The sequence below is a fragment of the Miltoncostaea oceani genome, from assembly GCF_018141545.1.
GTDB lineage: Bacteria > Actinomycetota > Thermoleophilia > Miltoncostaeales > Miltoncostaeaceae > Miltoncostaea > Miltoncostaea oceani.
Genome location: NZ_CP064356.1, coordinates 1556072 through 1572850, shown reverse-complemented (window position 1 = coordinate 1572850; position 16779 = coordinate 1556072). Strand labels below are relative to the sequence as shown.

19 protein-coding genes and 1 tRNA gene are annotated in these 16779 nt (G+C 75.7%); 11 read left to right on the top strand and 9 right to left on the bottom strand.

All coding sequences use genetic code 11. The features are described from left to right. Positions 1-3 precede the first annotated feature (3 nt). A complete protein-coding gene (locus IU369_RS08010) occupies positions 4-324 on the top strand; it encodes a hypothetical protein (RefSeq protein WP_217924048.1) in 321 nt (106 codons plus the stop codon). A 35-nt stretch (positions 325-359) separates the two neighbouring features. Here the strand turns inward: IU369_RS08010 and IU369_RS08005 are convergent, their stop codons facing one another. Further along, on the bottom strand, positions 360-2279 hold the full coding sequence (locus tag IU369_RS08005) for an ABC-F family ATP-binding cassette domain-containing protein (RefSeq protein WP_217924047.1): 1920 nt from the start codon (positions 2277-2279) through the stop codon (positions 360-362). An 85-nt stretch (positions 2280-2364) separates the two neighbouring features. On the opposite strand from IU369_RS08005, the gene IU369_RS08000 reads away from it, so the two are divergent. Together IU369_RS08000 and IU369_RS07995 are read left to right on the top strand one after the other, a co-directional pair. Further along, the gene (locus IU369_RS08000) at positions 2365-3555 is read left to right on the top strand and encodes a ribonuclease D (RefSeq protein ID WP_217924046.1); all 1191 of its coding nucleotides are present in this window, start codon (positions 2365-2367) and stop codon (positions 3553-3555) included. 11 nt (positions 3556-3566) lie between these two features. Continuing rightward, positions 3567-4013, top strand: coding sequence for a universal stress protein (locus IU369_RS07995; protein WP_217924045.1), 447 nt, complete (start codon positions 3567-3569; stop codon positions 4011-4013). A 64-nt stretch (positions 4014-4077) separates the two neighbouring features. Here IU369_RS07995 and IU369_RS07990 read toward each other — a convergent pair whose 3' ends face one another. Beyond that, positions 4078-4233 carry a hypothetical protein gene (locus IU369_RS07990; RefSeq protein WP_217924044.1) on the bottom strand — a complete coding sequence of 52 codons (156 nt, stop codon included), beginning with the start codon at positions 4231-4233 and terminating at the stop codon, positions 4078-4080. 79 nt (positions 4234-4312) lie between these two features. Continuing rightward, positions 4313-5020 carry an HD domain-containing protein gene (locus IU369_RS07985; RefSeq protein ID WP_217924043.1) on the bottom strand — a complete coding sequence of 236 codons (708 nt, stop codon included), beginning with the start codon at positions 5018-5020 and terminating at the stop codon, positions 4313-4315. Between IU369_RS07985 and IU369_RS07980 the strand changes: the two genes are divergently transcribed. Further along, positions 5019-6569, top strand: a complete 1551-nt coding sequence (locus IU369_RS07980) for a Ppx/GppA phosphatase family protein (RefSeq protein WP_217924042.1) — start codon at positions 5019-5021, stop codon at positions 6567-6569. The two genes, IU369_RS07985 and IU369_RS07980, sit on opposite strands and share 2 nt — an antisense overlap. Here the strand turns inward: IU369_RS07980 and IU369_RS07975 are convergent. Genes IU369_RS07975 through IU369_RS07960 form a run of 4 tightly spaced genes read right to left on the bottom strand, consistent with a single transcriptional unit; the run spans position 6566 to position 9429 of the window. Further along, positions 6566-7750: an ABC transporter permease gene (locus IU369_RS07975; protein ID WP_217924041.1), complete on the bottom strand. Its 1185-nt coding sequence runs from the start codon at positions 7748-7750 to the stop codon at positions 6566-6568. The genes IU369_RS07980 and IU369_RS07975 overlap by 4 nt on opposite strands. Then, positions 7747-8646, bottom strand: a complete 900-nt coding sequence (locus IU369_RS07970) for an ABC transporter ATP-binding protein (RefSeq protein WP_217924040.1) — start codon at positions 8644-8646, stop codon at positions 7747-7749. The genes IU369_RS07975 and IU369_RS07970 overlap by 4 nt, the downstream gene beginning before the upstream one ends. A gap of 30 nt (positions 8647-8676) precedes the next feature. Beyond that, a complete protein-coding gene (locus IU369_RS07965; RefSeq protein WP_217924039.1) occupies positions 8677-9105 on the bottom strand; it encodes a DoxX family protein in 429 nt (142 codons plus the stop codon). Beyond that, a complete protein-coding gene (locus IU369_RS07960; RefSeq protein WP_343233228.1) occupies positions 9106-9429 on the bottom strand; it encodes a translation initiation factor in 324 nt (107 codons plus the stop codon). A gap of 37 nt (positions 9430-9466) precedes the next feature. Here IU369_RS07960 and IU369_RS07955 point away from each other — a divergent pair, with 37 nt between their 5' ends. Genes IU369_RS07955 through IU369_RS07940 form a run of 4 tightly spaced genes read left to right on the top strand, consistent with a single transcriptional unit; the run spans position 9467 to position 13489 of the window. Continuing rightward, entirely contained in the window at positions 9467-10189 is a 723-nt protein-coding gene (locus IU369_RS07955; RefSeq protein WP_217924037.1) for a phosphoadenylyl-sulfate reductase, read from the top strand. A gap of 42 nt (positions 10190-10231) precedes the next feature. Next, positions 10232-10789 (top strand): adenylyl-sulfate kinase, encoded by a 558-nt coding sequence (gene cysC, locus IU369_RS07950; RefSeq protein ID WP_217924036.1) that lies wholly within the window; start codon positions 10232-10234, stop codon positions 10787-10789. Between the two features lie 5 nt (positions 10790-10794). Then, complete coding sequence (locus IU369_RS07945; RefSeq protein ID WP_217924348.1) at positions 10795-11628, top strand: PHP domain-containing protein; 834 nt, start codon at positions 10795-10797, stop codon at positions 11626-11628. Positions 11629-11686: 58 nt separating this feature from the next. Then, positions 11687-13489: a M3 family oligoendopeptidase gene (locus tag IU369_RS07940; RefSeq protein ID WP_217924035.1), complete on the top strand. Its 1803-nt coding sequence runs from the start codon at positions 11687-11689 to the stop codon at positions 13487-13489. 187 nt (positions 13490-13676) lie between these two features. Here IU369_RS07940 and IU369_RS07935 read toward each other — a convergent pair whose 3' ends face one another. Together IU369_RS07935 and IU369_RS07930 are read right to left on the bottom strand one after the other, a co-directional pair. Next, positions 13677-14057, bottom strand: coding sequence for a hypothetical protein (locus tag IU369_RS07935; protein WP_217924034.1), 381 nt, complete (start codon positions 14055-14057; stop codon positions 13677-13679). Continuing rightward, positions 14054-14494, bottom strand: a complete 441-nt coding sequence (locus tag IU369_RS07930; protein WP_217924033.1) for a helix-turn-helix transcriptional regulator — start codon at positions 14492-14494, stop codon at positions 14054-14056. Before IU369_RS07930 ends, IU369_RS07935 begins: the two co-directional genes overlap by 4 nt. A gap of 86 nt (positions 14495-14580) precedes the next feature. On the opposite strand from IU369_RS07930, the gene IU369_RS07925 reads away from it, so the two are divergent. From IU369_RS07925 to IU369_RS07915, 3 genes are all read left to right on the top strand, one after another. Beyond that, positions 14581-15261, top strand: a complete 681-nt coding sequence (locus IU369_RS07925; RefSeq protein ID WP_246551467.1) for a class I SAM-dependent methyltransferase — start codon at positions 14581-14583, stop codon at positions 15259-15261. A 40-nt stretch (positions 15262-15301) separates the two neighbouring features. Next, positions 15302-15373: transfer RNA gene (locus IU369_RS07920), tRNA-Asn, on the top strand. Positions 15374-15460: 87 nt separating this feature from the next. Further along, positions 15461-16750: an MFS transporter gene (locus tag IU369_RS07915; RefSeq protein ID WP_217924031.1), complete on the top strand. Its 1290-nt coding sequence runs from the start codon at positions 15461-15463 to the stop codon at positions 16748-16750. Positions 16751-16779: the final 29 nt, after the last annotated feature.

Genomic DNA, 16779 nt, shown 5'->3' with positions numbered 1-16779 from the left:
TGGGTGAGCACCGCCACGGCCGACCTGGGGGGCTTCGAGGACGGCTTCGAGGCCGGGGGCTGGCTGGTACCCCTCGCCCTCGCCGTCGCCGCGGCGTCGGCCCTGACGCTCGCGGTGAGTCGCAGCGGCGAGCACCGGGCGGCGGCCTGCACCGTGGTCGTCGCCGCGGCCCTCGGCGGCGCGGCGTTCGCGTTCGTGAACGGGGCCGCGATCGGCTTCGGGGAGTTCCGCGCGGGCGCCGGCCTCAGCCTCGCGATGACGGGCACCGCGATCGCCCTGACGTCGATCGCGATCGGGGGGGCCGCGATGGCCCTGCGCTGGTGACGCCCGCCGGCTGAGCCGCACGGGGCCGCCGGCGGCTAGCCCTCGACGGCCTCCGCGACCCGCTCCCACTCGCGCATCAGCCACGCGAGCTCCTCCTGCAGGCCCCGGTGCTCGGTGCCCGTCGCGGCGAGGGCGTCGCGGTCGGCGAGCACCGCGGGATCGGCGAGCGTGGCCTCGGTGGCGGCGATCGCCGCCTCGACCCGGGTGATCTCCCGCTCCAGCCGCCGCATCTCGCCCCGCCCCGGGCGGGCGCCCCCGGTCCCGTTCCCGTTCCCGTTCCCGTTGCCGCCGGTCCGCGGGGCGGGCTCGGCGCTCAGGCGCCGCCGCCTGCGCGCGGCCGGGGCCGGCGGGGGAGGCGGCGACGGGGCGGCCTGCGCCTCGGCCCGGTACTCGAGCAGGTCGGCGTAGCCGCCGGAGCGCATCACGGCGCCCCCGTCCTCGAGGGCGAGGGTGTGGGTGGCGACCGCGTCGATGAGCGCCCGGTCGTGGGAGACCATCAGGATGGTGCCGTCGAACGCCTCGAGCGCCGCCTCGAGGGCCTCGCGGCTCTCGGTGTCGAGGTGGTTGGTGGGCTCGTCGAGCACGAGCAGGTTGCCGCCCCGGGCGATGAGGGTGACGAGCGACAGCCGGCGGCGCTCGCCGCCGGAGAGGCGCTCCACCCGGACCTCGGCGGCCTCGCCGCGGAACAGGAACCCCCCGAGCAGGGTGCGCGCCTGGGTCTGGGTGAGGTCGCTCGCGATCAGCACGGTCTCGAGGACGGTGCGCCGGTCGTCGAGCTCCTCGCTCTGCTGGGTGAAGTAGGCGGGCGACACCTTGTGCCCGATCGTGACGCGCCCCCGCGCCGGGGTGAGCCGGCCGAGGAGGGTCTCGATGAGCGTCGTCTTGCCGGCGCCGTTCGGCGCGACCAGCGCGACGCGCTGGCCCCGCTCGATCGTGAACCCGGCGCCCGTGATGAGGCGGCGGCCGGGCACCTCGACGTCGAGGCCGTCGACCTCGATCACGACCCGCCCGCTGCGCTCGCTCTTCGGGAAGCCGAACGCGAGGTGGCTCGCCCGGCGGGGGGCCTCGACGCGCTCGATCCGGTCGAGCTTCTTCTCGCGCGACTGCGCCTGCTTGGCCTTCGTGCCGGCGCGCCACCGGATGACGAAGCGCTCCAGGCGGGCGATCTCGGCGGCCTGGCGCTCGGCCTCGGCGCCCTGGCGGTCGATGGCGAGGGCGCGTTCGCGGCGGAACGCCGAGTACCCCATCGGCCAGACGCGGCCGCGCCCGCCGTCGATCTCGAGGACGCCGGTCGCGACGGACTCGAGGAACCAGCGGTCGTGGGAGACCAGGAGCACGGTGGCGCCGAGGTCGGCGATCGTGCGCTCCAGCCACTCGACGGCGCCGATGTCGAGGTGGTTGGTGGGCTCGTCGAGCAGCAGCACCTCGGGGCGCGACACCAGGGACCGGGCCAGCGACGCCCGCGTCAGCTCGCCGCCCGAGAACCCGGCGAGCGGCCGGGGGAGCTGGTCCTCGTCGATCCCGAGGCCGCGGAGCACGCGCTCGATCCACGAGCGCCAGTTGTAGCCGCCGGCGCGCTCCAGGGCGGCCTGGGCCCTCTCGTAGTCGGCAAGGACGTCCTCACCGGCGTCGCCCGCCGCCATGCGGGCCTCGAGCTCGGCGAGGCGGGCCTCGGCGCGCTGGGCGGCCTCCATCCCCTGGGCGACGTACTCGCCGAGGGTGAGGTCGACGCCGAGCGGCGGGCGCTGGTCGTGCAGGGCCACGGAGGCGCCGCGCGGGAGGCTGACGGTGCCGCTGTCGGCCGGCATCTGGCCCGCGAGGATGCGCAGCAGCGTGGTCTTGCCCTCGCCGTTGCGCCCGACCACGGCGAGCCGGTCGCCCGGCTGGACGCGGAAGGAGACGTCCTTCAGGACGTCGCGGGCCCCGAAGGCCTTGTTGATCTGGATCGCCTGCACGACGGACCAGCGTAGCGAGTGCGTCCACACCGGGGGCGGCCCGGTCCACGCGGGCCCGGGGCCCGCTCCACTAGGCTTCACCCGGATGTCGCCGCCGCCGATCACCGACGCCGCCGGCGTCGACGCCGTCGTCCGCGAGGCACGCGCCGAGGGGCGCGCCGCCATCGACCTGGAGTTCCTCTGGGAGCGGACCTACGCGCCCGTCGCGTGCCTCGCCCAGATCGCCACCCCCCGCGGCATCCACATCGTGGACCCGATCGACGGGGCGCCGCTCGGGCCGGTCGCGGAGCTGGTGTCCGACCCGGACGTCGAGGTCGTGATGCACGCCCCGTCGGCCGACCTGACGCTGCTCGGCCTCGCCTTCGGCACCCGGCCCGAGAACTTCGTCGACGTCCAGGTGCTCGCCGGCTTCGTCGGCCTCGGCGCCGGGCAGGGCCTCGCGACGCTGCTGGAGCGCGTCCTCGGCGTCCACCTGGACAAGGGCGAGCGGTACACCGACTGGAGCCGCCGCCCCCTGTCGGAGGCGCAGCTCGAATACGGCGCCGCCGACGTCGCGCACCTGCTGCAGCTCGCCGACGAGCTCACCCGCCGCGCCGAGGAGATGGGCCGCCTCGACTGGGTCGCCGAGGAGCACCGGCGCCGGTACGGACCGGGCGCGCGCCTCGTGCCGGACCCCGCCACCGCGTGGCGCCGGGTCAAGGGCGGTGGACGCCTCAACGCCCGCGACCGTGCGGTGCTCGCCGCGATCGCCGAGTGGCGCGAGCGCGAGGCCGCCCGCCGCGACAAGCCGGCCTCGTGGATCATCCCGGACCGCACCCTCGTCGAGATGGCCCACCGCCGTCCCGCCGACCGGCGCGCCCTCGAGAACGAGCGGGGCCTCCCGGCCCGCATCCAGGGCGCCGAGGCCGAGTCGCTGCTCGCCGCGCTGCGCGCCGGGGCCGCCGCCGAGCCGATCGCCTCCGCCCCTCCCCCCTCACCCGAGGTCCAGCACCGCCTCGAGGTGCTCGCGCCGCTCGGCGCGGTGCTCGTCGCGGCGCGCGCCGCCGCGGTGGGCCTCGCCCCGAGCCTCCTCGCGACCCGCGACGACATCACGTCGTTCCTCGCCGCGGTCGTGTCGGGCGACGGCGACGGCGAGCAACTCGGCAGCGGCTGGCGCCGCGAGCTCGTCGGGGACGCCCTCGTCGAGCTGGCCGAGGGCCGCCTCGCGCTCGGCGCCGACCCGCGCCGCCCCTACCTCGCCGAGGTGCGCCGCGGCGATCCCCCCGGGGACGGGTAGAGTCCGGGGCCGTGACCGCGCCGCGCTTCGACCACATCGCCTGCTTCATCGACGGCTCCGAGGCCGCGGCGCACGCGCTGCGGCACGCCGAGGGGCTGCGCGCCCTGTCGGGCGGGCGGCTGAGCGTGGTGCACGTCATCGCGAGCCCGTCGTTCCTCGTCTCCCTGGCCGCGGGCCTCGGGGGCGGCGTGGTCAACGACCCCGAGATCGAGCGCGACGCCGCGCAGATGTGGCTCGACGAGCAGGTGCGCGACCGCGAGGGCGCGGAGGCCGTCCTGCTGGAGGGTCACCCGGCGTCCGAGGCCTGCGACTGGGCGGCGGGCGCGGGGGTGGACGTGATGGTCGCCGCGACCCACCGCGGACTGGTGGAGCGGGCCCTGCTCGGCAGCTTCGCGGGGCACATCGCCCACCACGCACCCTGCCCGGTGCTGCTCGTCCCTCCGGGCGACCGCAACTGATCGCCCGCGCGGCGCGGGCGGCCCTGCGGGGCGGGCCGCCCGCCGGAGCCTCCGGGAGGACGCCTCAGGCCGCGATGGCCGGTGCCTCCTCCCGGGGGCGGGGGTGTGTCCGGTGCCCGTGGAGGCACCCGGCGACCGCGCACGTCGTGGCCGGCGGGTCGAGTCGATCAAGCAGGGCCAGGATGCGGGCGGTCTCGGTGGCGCTGAGGGTGGGGGTCATGTCGTCTCCCGGAGCGGGTGGGGTGGCTGATGTGCGGCCCATCCAATCCGCGCTCCGTGACACGCCGGTTGCGCGCGCGTTAGGGCTCGGTGAAGCCGTCGTCGCCCACGAGCGGCGCCAGGTCGGCCATCGCCGTGACCAGGGCGACGCGCGCGACCGACGGCGCCGCCGCGGCCAGCGGGAGCACCTGCCACACCGTGCGGCGCAGGTACGTCGCCGCCCAGCCGGTGTAGCGGTCGCCGGTCCGCATCACGAGCGCCTGGATGCTGCGCAGGTTGTCGACGCGGTCGGCCAGCTTCAGCACCTGCGCCGCGAAGGGCGCCTGGGCCCGCAGGCGGGCGTAGTACCCGCGCAGCTCCGCCTGGTCGTCGGGGGCGGTCAGCCAGTCGACGAGGTCGGCGACCTCGGGACCGAAGCCCACACGGATCTCCCCGATGCCCGTCGCGGTGTCCTCGACGGTGTCGTGCAGCAGGGCCGCCTGCAGCAGCACCGGGGACGTCTCGCCCCAGCGGGCGAGCTCCATCGCGACGCGCACCAGGTGGACCCAGTAGGGCGTGTCGCTTCCGCGGCGGCGCTGCTCGCCGTGACGGGCGCGCGCGAAGGCGACGGCGCGACGCAGGGCCGTCCGCTGCGCCGGGTCGGGCAGGGCGGCGACGAAGTCGATCCACACCCGTTCGACCGTCTCCGGCGCGTCGAAGGTGCCCGGCCAGGCGCGCCCCTCCTCGCTGTGCGGTCCGCGCTCGCCGACGTCGCTGACCGACGGTGGACGCAGCGGGGTGGGACACATGGAACTTAGGTTAGCGGCGCCGGAGGGCTCCGCCGAGCGCCGCCTCGCGGTGATCGACATGGGCTCCAACACCTTCCGCCTGGTGGTGTTCCGCTACCGGACCGGCGGGTCGTTCCAGCTCGTCGACGAGATCCGCGACGCGGTGCGGCTCTCCGCCGGCGCCGGCCCCGCCGGGCTGCACCCCGACTCGCTCGAGCGCGCGGCGCACACCGCCCGGCTGTACGCCGCGTTCGTGGAGGCGGCCGGCATCGACGACGTCGCGGCCGTCACCACGAGCGCCGCCCGCGACGCCGCGAACCGCGACGACGTGATGGAGGCCCTGACCGCCGGCGGCCGCCTGGACGTGCGCGTCCTCTCGGCCGAGGAGGAGGCCTGGTACGGGTTCCTCGGGGCGGTCAACAGCACGACCCTCGGCGACGGGCACGTCCTCGACCTCGGCGGCGGCAGCATCCAGGTCAGCCAGGTGGTGGGACGCGGCCTGGAGCGCATCGTCTCGCGCCCGCTCGGGGCGGTGCGCATGACGGAGCGGTTCCTTCCGGGCGCCCGCGCCACGCGCGGCGACCTGAAGCCCCTCCGCAAGCACGTGGTGAAGGAGCTCGCGGACGTCCCGTGGATCCAGGACGCCGGTGGTCGCCTCGTGGGCGTCGGCGGCACGATCCGCACGCTCGCGGCGATGCACCAGCGCGCGACGCGGTACCCCCTCGACGAGCTGCACGGCTACCTGCTGCCGCGGACCGGCATCGAGGAGCTCGTCGACGCGATGCTCGAGCTCCCCGCGACGGAGCGCAGCCGGCTGCCGGGCCTCAAGCAGGACCGCGCCGACATCACCCTCGCCGGGGCGGTCGTCATCGCGACGGCGCTGGAGCAGCTCGGCGTCGACCATGTCGAGATCTGCTCGCAGGGCCTGCGCGAGGGCCTCTTCTACGAGCGGTTCCTCCAGCCGCTCGACCCGCCGCTGATCCGCGGGGTCCGCCGCCAGAGCGTCCTCAACCTCGTCGAGGTGTACCGCTGCGACGTCCCGCACGCGGCGCACGTCTGCGAGCTCGCGCTGGGGATCTACGACGAGCTCGCCCGGGTCGGCATGCACACCATCGACCGCCGGGAGCGCGAGCTGCTGTGGGCGGCCGGGATGCTCCACGACGCCGGCGTGACGGTCGACTACAACGACCACCACAAGCACGGCTTCTACCTCATCCTGAACTCGGGGCTCCCGGGGTTCCGGCACGCCGAGCTCGCGATGATCGCGCTGCTGGTGCGGGCCCACCGCAAGGCGCTGCCGAACCCCGCCCCGCTGGAGGGCGTGCTCGACGACGACGACGTGGACCGCCTGCAACGTCTCGCGTGCTGCCTGCGGATCGCCGAGCAGCTCGAGCGCGGCCGGGCCCGGGGCGTCACCGGCGTCGAGGTCGACGCGCCCGACGGCGAGCTGGTGCTCCGCGTCCGGGCCGAGGGCGACCCGGCCGTCGCGTTGTGGAGCGCCGCCCTGGAGGGTCCGGTGGTGCAGCGCGCCTTCGAGCGGCGCCTGCGCATCGAGGTCGCCGGGGGCTAGCCCCCCAGGGCCTGGCGCACCGAGGTGCGCGCGCCGGTGCGGGTGATGCCCCCGCGGTAGACGCGGGCGCCGAACGCGAGGACCGCCGCGGCCGTGGCGAGGGTCAGCGCCAGTGAGACGGCGACGGCGCCGATCGACACGGTGTCGGTGGCGATGCGCAGCGGCATGACCAGCGGCGCGAACGGCGGGATGAACGACAGCACCCGGACGAGGGTCCCCTCGGGGTCGCCGGCGCCGAACAGGGCTGCGGCGAGGTACCCGGCGAGGAGGAGGATCGCGAGCGGGGCGGTGACCTGGCCGACCTCCTGCTGGCGGCCCACCAGCGCGCCGAGGGCGCCGTAGGCCGACGCGTAGAGGGCGTAGCCGGCGACGAACCAGACGACGCCGCCGACGATGGCGGGGACGGTGGCGTCGGGGACGTCGGCCGCGCCGATCACGAGCGCCACGACGACGGCGGGGACCGCCGCGACGAGGAGCTGCCCGAGCGACACGAGGCCGATGCCGGCGACCTTGCCGACGAGCAGGTCGATGGGGCGCAGGCTCGACAGGAGCACCTCGGACACGCGGCTGGTCTTCTCCTCCGCCACACCGGTCGCGACGAGGGTGCCCGCGAACAGGAGGGCGACGTAGAGGAGCACCGCCATCAGGATGCCGACGCCGACCTCGGAGCCGCTCGGGCCGTCGGGGTCGGTGGACTCCACGGCGACGTCCGGGGCGCCGGTGAGCGCGGCGACCCGGTCCGGCGGGACGCCGGCCTCGGAGAGGCCCGCCACCAGGCGCGTCTGGGCGAGGGCCTGGAGCACCGCGGCGCGGAGGGCCGGGTCGAGGTCGTCGCGCACGAGGATCGTCGAGCGCTCCCCCACCCCGCGGTCGATGAGGGCGGCGTCGGCCTCCTCGTCGACGACCTGGGCACGCGCCGCCGGCGCGGCGACGTCGCGGACGGTGATGTCCAAGTCCTGCGCGCGACCCGCAGCCGCGATCGCGTCGCCGAGGCCCTCGGGCGCACCCGCGACGGCGACGGTCGCGGTGTCGAGCCCGTCGTCGCCGACGATGCTCGGGACGATGACGGCCGCGAGCGCGGCGAGCACGAGGATCGCGGTGATGACGGCGAAGCTCTTCGTGCGGAGCCGCTCGCGGATCTCCCGCTCGGCGACGAGCGCCGCACCCCTCCACCGGCTCATCGGCGACCGTCCACGGCGTCCATGAAGAGCTCCGTCAGGCTCGGCATCTCGAGTCCGAAGTCGGTGACCGTGCCGGCGGCGCGGGCGCGGTCGAGCACGGCCAGGGGGTCGGTGCCGCCGTCGAGCGCCAGCCGCGCGCCGTCCGCGCCCGCCGACAGCACCCGCACGCCGTCCACCGACCGCGCCCACGCGGCCTGCTCGTCGCCGCCGACGACCACCCGCAGCACCCGCCGGCCGCTGCCGGCCTTGAGGTCCTCGACCCGGCCGGACATGACCTGCCGTCCGTGGTCGATCACCGCGACCGACTCGCAGAGCCCCTCGACGAGGTCGAGCTGGTGGCTGGAGAACAGCACGAGCCGGCCGGCGTCGGCCGCCTCCTGGACGATCTCCGACAGGCCCGCCACGGCCAGGGGGTCGAGTCCCGAGAACGGCTCGTCGAGGACGAGCGCCTCCGGCTCGTGCACGAGGGCCGCGGCGAGCTGCACGCGCTGCTGGTTGCCGAGCGACAGCTTCTGGACCTCCTCGTCGGCGCGGTCGGCGATGCCGAGGCGCTCGAGGAGGGCGTCGGCGCGCTCCGCGGCGCGGGCGCGCGGGACGCCGGCGAGGCGGCCGAAGTACACGAGCTGGTCGCGGACCCGCATGTCGGGGTAGAGCCCGCGCTCCTCCGGCATGTAGCCGAAGCGCCGCCGCTCGACGGGGCCGATGGGCCCGCCGCGGTACGTGACGCGGCCCGCGTCGGCGTCGATGACGCCGAAGACGATCCGCATCGCGGTCGTCTTGCCGGACCCGTTCGGACCGAGGAGCCCCACCACCTCGCCGGCGGGGACCTCGACGGTCAGGTCGTCAAGGGCCCGGCGTCCGCCGTAGCTCTTGGTCAGTCCGTCGATCACGAGCACGGGTGGCGTGATGCCCCGGGGGCGCCGTTCCTATTCGGCCGCGGCCCGCGGGCGGGGCCACGCGGGGAGCAGCGCCGCACTCCGCGACCCGGCGACGGCGAGGGCCGCGAGCAGCACGATCAGCACGACCGGCAGCCACACGTCGCGCCCGCCGTCCACGCGGCCCGCGGTGGCGAGCGCGCCCACCATCACGCCGATCAGCGCCACCGACGCCACCCGCGGCAGCACGCCCGTGAGCAGGGCCAGGGCCCCGAGCGTCTCGGTGAGCCCGACGAGGATCGCAACCGCGCCCGGCGCAGTGCCGAACCCCCAGCGCTCGAAGCGCGCGGTGTACGCGTCGTGGTTCACGAACTTGCCGACCCCGGCCTGCAGGAACACCGCGGCGAGGACGACGCGCAGGACGACCGGCCACCGGGCGGGGCTGCCGGGGTCGGCCAGCCGGCGGCGGAGACGGTCCACTCAGCCGCCCGTGGCCTTCACGCGGTACCGCCCCTCGAGGTGCCCGATGATGCGCGTCCGCTGGTCGCCCTGGATCTCGACGACCCCGTCCTTGACGGCCCCGCCGGACCCGCAGAGGCGCTTCAGCTCCTTCGCCACGCCCGCGACGTCGGCGGGCGGGAGCCCGGTCACCAGCGTCACGGTCTTGCCCCTCCGGCCCGACGAGGTGCGACCCACGCGGACGACGCCGTCCCCGCGCGCCGGCTCCGGCGCGGCGCGCCGCGGGGGGTCGGGCACGCGTCCCTCGTCGCTCGACCAGACGAGCCGGCTATTCCCCTCGCTTATCCCTGCCATCCGTTTTCCCTCTGCTAGCCTGCGCCGTGTGAACACCCTCTCGCTCTCGCGCGCCGAAGTCGACGCGCTCGCCGACGAGTTCGAGGACCGCAGTGCCCAGGAGCTGCTGGAGTGGGCCGTCGACCGGTTCGCCGGGAAGATCCTGCTCACCTGCTCCTGGCAGCACCAGTCCTCGATCCTGGTCGACATGCTCCACCGGATCGGCGCCGACATCCGGATCGTCGAGCTCGACACGGGCCTCCTCTTCCCGGAGACCTACGAGACCCGCGACCGGCTGATCGAGCGGTACGACCTCCGGATCGAGCGGATCGACCCCCTCCAGACCGTCGCCGAGCAGGAGGCGACCGAGGGCCCGGAGCTGTGGAAGCGCGACCCCGACCACTGCTGCGCGCTCCGCAAGGTCGAGCCCCTCGAGCGCGCCCTGGTGGGCATGGACGCTTGGATCACCGGCATCCGCCGCGCCCAGAGCGTGACCCGCGCCAACGCGCGCGTGCTGGAGCTCGACCCCCGCGGCGTGGTGAAGGTGCAGCCGCTCGCGGGATGGGACGACGCCGACGTGAAGGGGTACCTCTTCGCGCACGACGTCCCGTACAACCCGCTGCACGACCGCGGGTTCCCGTCGATAGGGTGCACCCATTGCACGCGTGCGATCCGGCCGGGCGAGGACTCCCGGGCGGGCCGCTGGGCCGATGCGGAGAAGACCGAGTGCGGTCTCCACCTGCCGGCCCAGGACGCCGCCGCCGGACGCTGAACTGACGACCGGGGCACGACCGCCCCGAGGAGGGCGGTACGAGTGAGCGAGCGTCGAGGAGTCACCCTGTGGTTCACCGGGCTCTCGGGCACCGGCAAGTCCACGATCGCCGAGATCGTGGGTCCCGAGCTGGAGAGGCGCGGCGCGCTGGTCGAGTACCTCGACGGCGACGTCGTCCGCACCCACCTGTCGAAGGGCCTCGGGTTCTCGAAGGAGGACCGCGACACCAACATCGGCCGCATCGGCTGGGTCGCGAGCCGCCTCACCCGCGCGGGCGTCGTCACGCTCGTCTCGGCGATCTCCCCGTACGCCGACACCCGCGCCGCGGCCCGGGCGATGGTCGAGGAGTTCGGCTCCTTCGTCGAGGTCTTCGTGGACACCTCCGTCGAGGAGTGCGCGAAGCGTGACGTGAAGGGCCTCTACGCCAAGGCGTTCTCCGGCGAGATCAAGGAGTTCACCGGGGTCAGCGACCCCTACGAGGCGCCGACGGACCCCGAGGTCCACATCTCCACCGAGGGCCAGACCCCCGAGGAGAGCGCCGCCCAGGTCATCGCCGAGCTCGAGGCGCGCGGCCTCATCGGCGGGGCCGTCCCCGCCTAGCCCCCCTGCGGGCCGACCTCCACTCGCACACCGTCGCCTCCGACGGGGCGCTGGCCCCGGCCGCGCTCGTCGCGCTGGCGGCGGGGTGCGGGGTCGGCCTGCTGGCGGTGACCGACCACGACACCCTCGCGGGCGTGGCGGAGGCGCAGGAGGCGGGACCCGCGCACGGCGTCCGCGTCGTGGCGGGCGTCGAGCTGTCGGTGCGTGCGCCGTCCGGGTCGCTGCACCTGCTCGGCTACTTCCCGGGCGCCGACCCGCAGCCGCTGGGCGCGCGCCTCGCCGGGCTGCGCGACGCGCGTGAGGACCGCGCCCGCCGGATCGTCGCGCGGCTCGCGGAGATCGGGGCGCCGATCGACTTCGCCGACGTCGCGGCACGCGCCGCCGGCGCCATCGGGCGGCCGCACCTCGCCGACGCGCTCGTCGCCGCCGGGCACGTCGCGGACCGCCAGGAGGCCTTCGACCGCTACCTCGCCGACGGCGGCCCCGCGTGGGTGCCGCACGAGGGCCTCGCGCCGCGGGAGGCGATCGAGCTGGTGCGCGGGAGCGGCGGCGCGCCGGTGCTCGCCCACCCGGCGTCGCTTCGCATGCCCCCGCGGGAGCTCGGCGCGTTCGTGCACCGGCTCACCTCCTACGGGCTGCTCGGCATCGAGGTCCACCGGCCGGAGCACACGCCGGAGCGCCGCGACCACCTGACCGGCATCGCCCGGCGGCTGCGCCTGGTGGCGGCGGGGGGATCGGACTTCCACCGCCCCGAGGAGGCGCTGCGGCCCGGGGACACCGGCACCCCGCCGCTCCCCCCCGACGCGATCGACCGCCTGCTGGAGGCGGCCGCCGCCTGAGGCCGCGGGACCGTCCCCGGACGGCCCATGCCCAGGGCGATCCGCTAGCGTGAGCGGCATGACGACAGCCACCGACACCGCCCCCTCCGGCCGCCGCGCGGCCGGTGTCCACTGGGACCTCGCGCCCCTCGTCCCGGACGCCGACGCGGCGCGCACCCGCCTGGCGGCGGCGCTCGAGCGCGCCCGCGCGTTCGAGTCCCGCTACCGCGGCGCCCTCCCCGGGATGGACGGCCCCGCCCTCGCGGAGGCGCTCGCCGAGCTCGCCGAGATCGACAACGAGCTCTCGCGGGTCAGCTCCTACGCCCACCTGCGCGAGTCGGTGGACGTGACGAGCCAGGAGAACAAGGACCTCTCCTCGGCGATCGACCGCGGCCTCGTCGAGGCCGGCAACGCGCTGCGCTTCTTCGACCTCGAGTGGCTGGCGCTCGACGACGAGCGCGCCCGCGCCCTCCACGACGCCCCGGAGGTCGCCCGCGACCGCCACTACCTGGTGGCGATGCGCCGGTTCGCGCCCCACACGCTCTCCGAGCCGGAGGAGCGGATGCTCTCGGAGCGCAGCCCGGCCGCGGTGAGCGCCTGGCACACCCTCTTCGGGCAGATCACCTCGACGCTCGAGGTGCCGTTCGACGCCGGCGAGGGCGACGGCGTCGAGCCCCACACGATCGACCGCCTCCTCGCCCACGTCCGCAACCCCGACCGCGACCTGCGGCGGCGTGCGCTCGAGACGCTCTACGACGCCCTCGACCCGCACACCGACACGCTCGCCCACTGCTACGACACGCTGGTCGGCGACCGCCTCGCGATGGACAGGCTGCGCGGCTACGCGGGCCCGATGGAGCCGACGCACCTGCGCAACGAGCTGCCGGGGCCGGTCGTGGAGGGGATGCTCGACGCCGTCGAGCGCCACTACCCCATCGCCCACCGCTGGTTCCGCATCAAGGCGGGCATCCTTGGCGTCGGGAAGCTGGAGCTGCACGACCAGTACGCGCCGATCGGCGAGGGGCGCTCGGTCGACTACCCCGAGGCGCGGCGGCTCATCGACGAGTCCTTCGCCCGCTTCTCCCCCCGCATCGCGGAGATCGCCGGGGGCTTCTTCGACGAGCGGCGGATCGACGCGGAGCCCCGGGCGGGCAAGCGCGGCGGCGCGTTCTGCGCCCCCGTCGCCCAGGACGCCTCCCCGTACGTGCTGATGAACTTCACGGACCGCATGGACGACGTGATGACGCTCGCCCACGAGCTCGGGCACGGCATGCACTTCGCCCTCGCGTCGGCGGAGCAGACGGCCCTGTCGGCCGGCACCGGCCTGGCCCTCGCCGAGGTCCCGTCCACGTTCGCCGAACTCGTCGCCTTCGACCACCTGATGGAGGTCGAGAAGGACCCGGCGACCCGCCGCGCCCTGGTGTCCGAGCGGGTCGAGGGGTCGTTCGCGACGGTCTTCCGCCAGACGGTCCTCACCCGCTACGAGCAGCGCGCCTACGACCTGCGCGGGCAGGGCGGCACCCTCACCGCGGACCGCCTCTCGGACATCTGGTTCGAGGAGAACGCCAAGTACTACGGCGACGCCCTCTCCCTGCCGGACCGCTACCGGCTGGGGTGGTCGTACATCCCGCACTTCATCTCGACGCGCTTCTACACCTACGCGTACGTGTTCGCGCACCTGTCGACGCTGGCCCTGTACGCCCGCTTCCGCGAGATGGGCCCGGCCTTCGTGGACGCCTACATCGCGTTCCTGTCGGCCGGCGGGTCGAAGACTCCGACGGAGCTTCTCGGCGAGCTCGGAGTGGACGTCACCGACCCGGAGGTCTGGGAGCCCGGCTTCCGCGAGATGGAGCGGATGGTGGAGGTGGCCGAGGCGGGGTGACCCCCGCCCCGGCCCTCCGGGACCCGCTAGTGCCCCGCGCCGGGCGTCCGTCTGCATCTCCCGAGCGAATCCCCCGCGGGGCAAGGACGCAGGTCAGTCCCGGTATCGGGAATACCGGGGCTGCCGAGGACGCCGCCCCGCGATGGGATGCAGCCGGGAGATGTCACGCGCCGTCCGGCGGGGGGCGCTAGCCCTTGGAGGCCTTCTTGGAGGCCTTGAGGGGGTTCAGCGCCTTCTGCACCTGCTCGGGCAGCTCGCCGATCGGGTAGAGCTGGCGGCCGCACTCGGTGCGGCGCGTCGGGCGCGCGTGGCATGTCGTCGGCTCGCTCCACACGGCGACGGTGCGGTGACCGCGCTCGCAGAGGAACACCTTCGCCTGACGACCCGCGACGGGCGGCAGCGCGACCGGGATCGCCTCCTCGAGGAGCTCCTCCTCGGCGGCCTGGATCTCGGGATCGTTCGCGACGTCGATGCCCGCGGCGGGGTCGGCGGGGGTCTCCTCGACACCGATGGTGTCAGCCTCGGAGACCGCGGCCTCGTCCCCCGCGACCTGCTCGGTCTCGCTCATGCACGCTCCTTGGACTCGGTTCGGACCGCGCCAGGATAGCGCGACCCGGCCTCCGGGTCGTCGGCGCGCCCCAGGGGGAGGTCGCGACGGCCGCGGAGGCGGTCGAAGTTGGCCATCGCGCGGTCGAATCCCACGACGGCCGGGTCGAGCAGCGCGCGTGCGCGCCAGAGGCGGTACTCGGCGAAGTAGCCGGGGCTCACGCCGAGGACGCTCGCGAGGCGCTCGAGCTGCTCCGCCGTCGGCGGGGCGCCCGTGCCGGAGCAGAGCTGGTGCAGGCGGGTGCGGCTGATCGCGATGCCCTCGGCGCGCAGGAGGCTCCCGAGCGCCGACACGGTGAGGGACCGCCGGTCGAGGATCGCGGCGACGGACGCGGACAGGGGGTCGTCGCTGGCCGCGGGCAGGGGCGGCCGTCGATCGGGCAGCGGGAACGCGGGCATCTGGATCGCGCACACTACGCATGAGCCGATCGCTACGAAAGGGCCGGAGAATCGATCTCCACCAGGCACTATTGGGCCCCGTGGCGATGGACGACCCCCTCTCCCCCTTCGACCCGGTCCGCGACGACGTCGTCGCGGGCGGCCGCCGGCTCACCATCGCACGACCCCGCTCCGCCGAGGACCTGATCGACGAGGAGGCGTACGCCCGCGACGAGCGCCTCCCCTACTGGGCGGAGCTGTGGCCGAGCGGGCTGGCCCTCGCCGACCGCCTCGCCGCCGTCCCCCTCGCCGGCCGCCGGGTCGTGGAGCTCGGCTGCGGCGTCGGCGTCCCCTCCGTCGTCTGCGCCCTCGCCGGCGGGGACGTCCTCGCGACGGACTGGTACGGCGAGGCCCTCGACTTCACCCGCGCGAACGCCGCCGCCGCCGGCGCACGCCTCGACACGATGCTGGTGGACTGGGCGGATCCCCCGCCGGAGCTGCTCGCGCGACCGCGGGCCGACCTGGTGATCGGCGCGGACCTGCTCTACGAGGCGCGCAACGGCCCGGCCCTCGCGGCGTTGCTGCCGCGGATCCTCGCGCCCGACGGGGACGCGCTGATCGCCGACCCCCGGCGTCCCCACGCCGACGCGCTGATCGACCCGCTCGTCGCCGCGGGCTGGTCGCACCTGATGCGGGAGGTCCGCCACGGGGGCCGCGTCGACGAGTCGGGGCCCCTCGTGCGCCTCCACCGGCTGCGCCCGCCGCCGGGTGGCGTCCCCGGGGCTTGAGTCACCCCCGCCCCCATTCGATAAGGTGGGTCGAGAGCGTTCCTCGGTAGCTCAATGGTAGAGCATCCGGCTGTTAACCGGAGGGTTGCAAGTTCGAGTCTTGCCCGAGGAGTAGATCGAAAGGCCCTGCATCTCGGGGCCTTTCGTCGTTCTGGGCACGGACGCCCCCGGGCCCGTGGCCGAGCGAGGGGGGACGGGGATGCGCGCGGGGCCGACGGTCGCCGTGACCGGCCCGGACGGGACGGGTGACGAGCGTGAGCGCGCCCAGCGGCGCACCCTGCGCGTGCTCGTCGCCGGGCAGGTGCTCGGGGGGGTCGGCCTCGCGGCGGGTGTCGCGGTCGGGGCGCTGCTCGCCCGCGACCTCCTCGACGGCGACAGCCTCACCGGCCTGCCGGTCGCGGTCGGCACCGCCGGCGGCGCCCTCGCCGCGCCGCTCCTCGCGCGGCTCGCCGACCTCCGCGGCCGCCGCCCCGGGCTGGCCCTCGGCTACCTGCTCGGCGCCGCCGGCTCGGTCATCGTGGTGGTCGCGGCGGCGATCGGCTCGTTCGCGCTGCTGCTCGCCGGGATGGTCCTCTTCGGGGCGGGCAACACCTCCAGCCTGATGGCGCGGTTCGCCGGGGCCGACCTGGCGCTGCCCGGCCACCGCGCCCGGGCGCTCGGCACCGTCCTCTTCGCCACCACGTTCGGCGCCGTCGCCGGCCCCAACCTGATCGACGCGACCGGCGCCGCCGCCGACGCCGTCGGGCTGCCGGTGCTGTCCGGCCCCTTCGCCCTCTCGGCCCTCGCCTACGGCGCCGCCGCCGCGGTGGTCGCCCTCGCCCTCCGGCCCGACCCCCTGCTCCTGGCCCGGGCGATCGACGCCGCCGCGCGCCCCGCCGTGCCCGCGGCCCCCTCGCGGCGGGGCGGATGGGCGGAGCTGTCCCACGGCCCCGCGCTCACCGGCGTCAGCGCGATGGTCGCGGCCCAGACGGTGATGGTGGGCGTCATGACGATGACGCCGCTGCACATGCGTGCCCACGACCACGGCCTCTCCGTCATCGGCCTCGTCATCAGCGTCCACATCGCCGGCATGTACCTCTTCTCCCCCCTCGTCGGACTGCTCTGCGACCGCGTCGGCCGCATGGCGACCGTCCGGGCCGGCGCCGTGACGCTGACCGCCGCCGGGGTGCTCGCCGCCGCCGCCGACCCGGCGTCCAGCGTCGTCCTCGCGATCGCCCTGTTCCTGCTCGGCCTCGGCTGGAGCCTCTGCCTCGTCGCAGGCAGCGCCCTCGTCGTCGACGCCGTCCCGCTCGCGCGCCGGCCCCAGGCGCAGGGCAACGCCGACCTGCTCGTCGGCCTCGCGGGGGCCACCGGGGGCCTCGGATCCGGCGTCGTACTCGGCGCCGCCGGGTTCGCCGCCGTCGGGCTCCTGGCCGCCGTGATCTCGGTGGTCTTCCTCGGCCCCCGGTGGGTGCATCCGCCCGCGGCCCCCGCCGACGCCACGGGCTGAAACGGGGGCGGGCGCCGACCCCCGGCCCG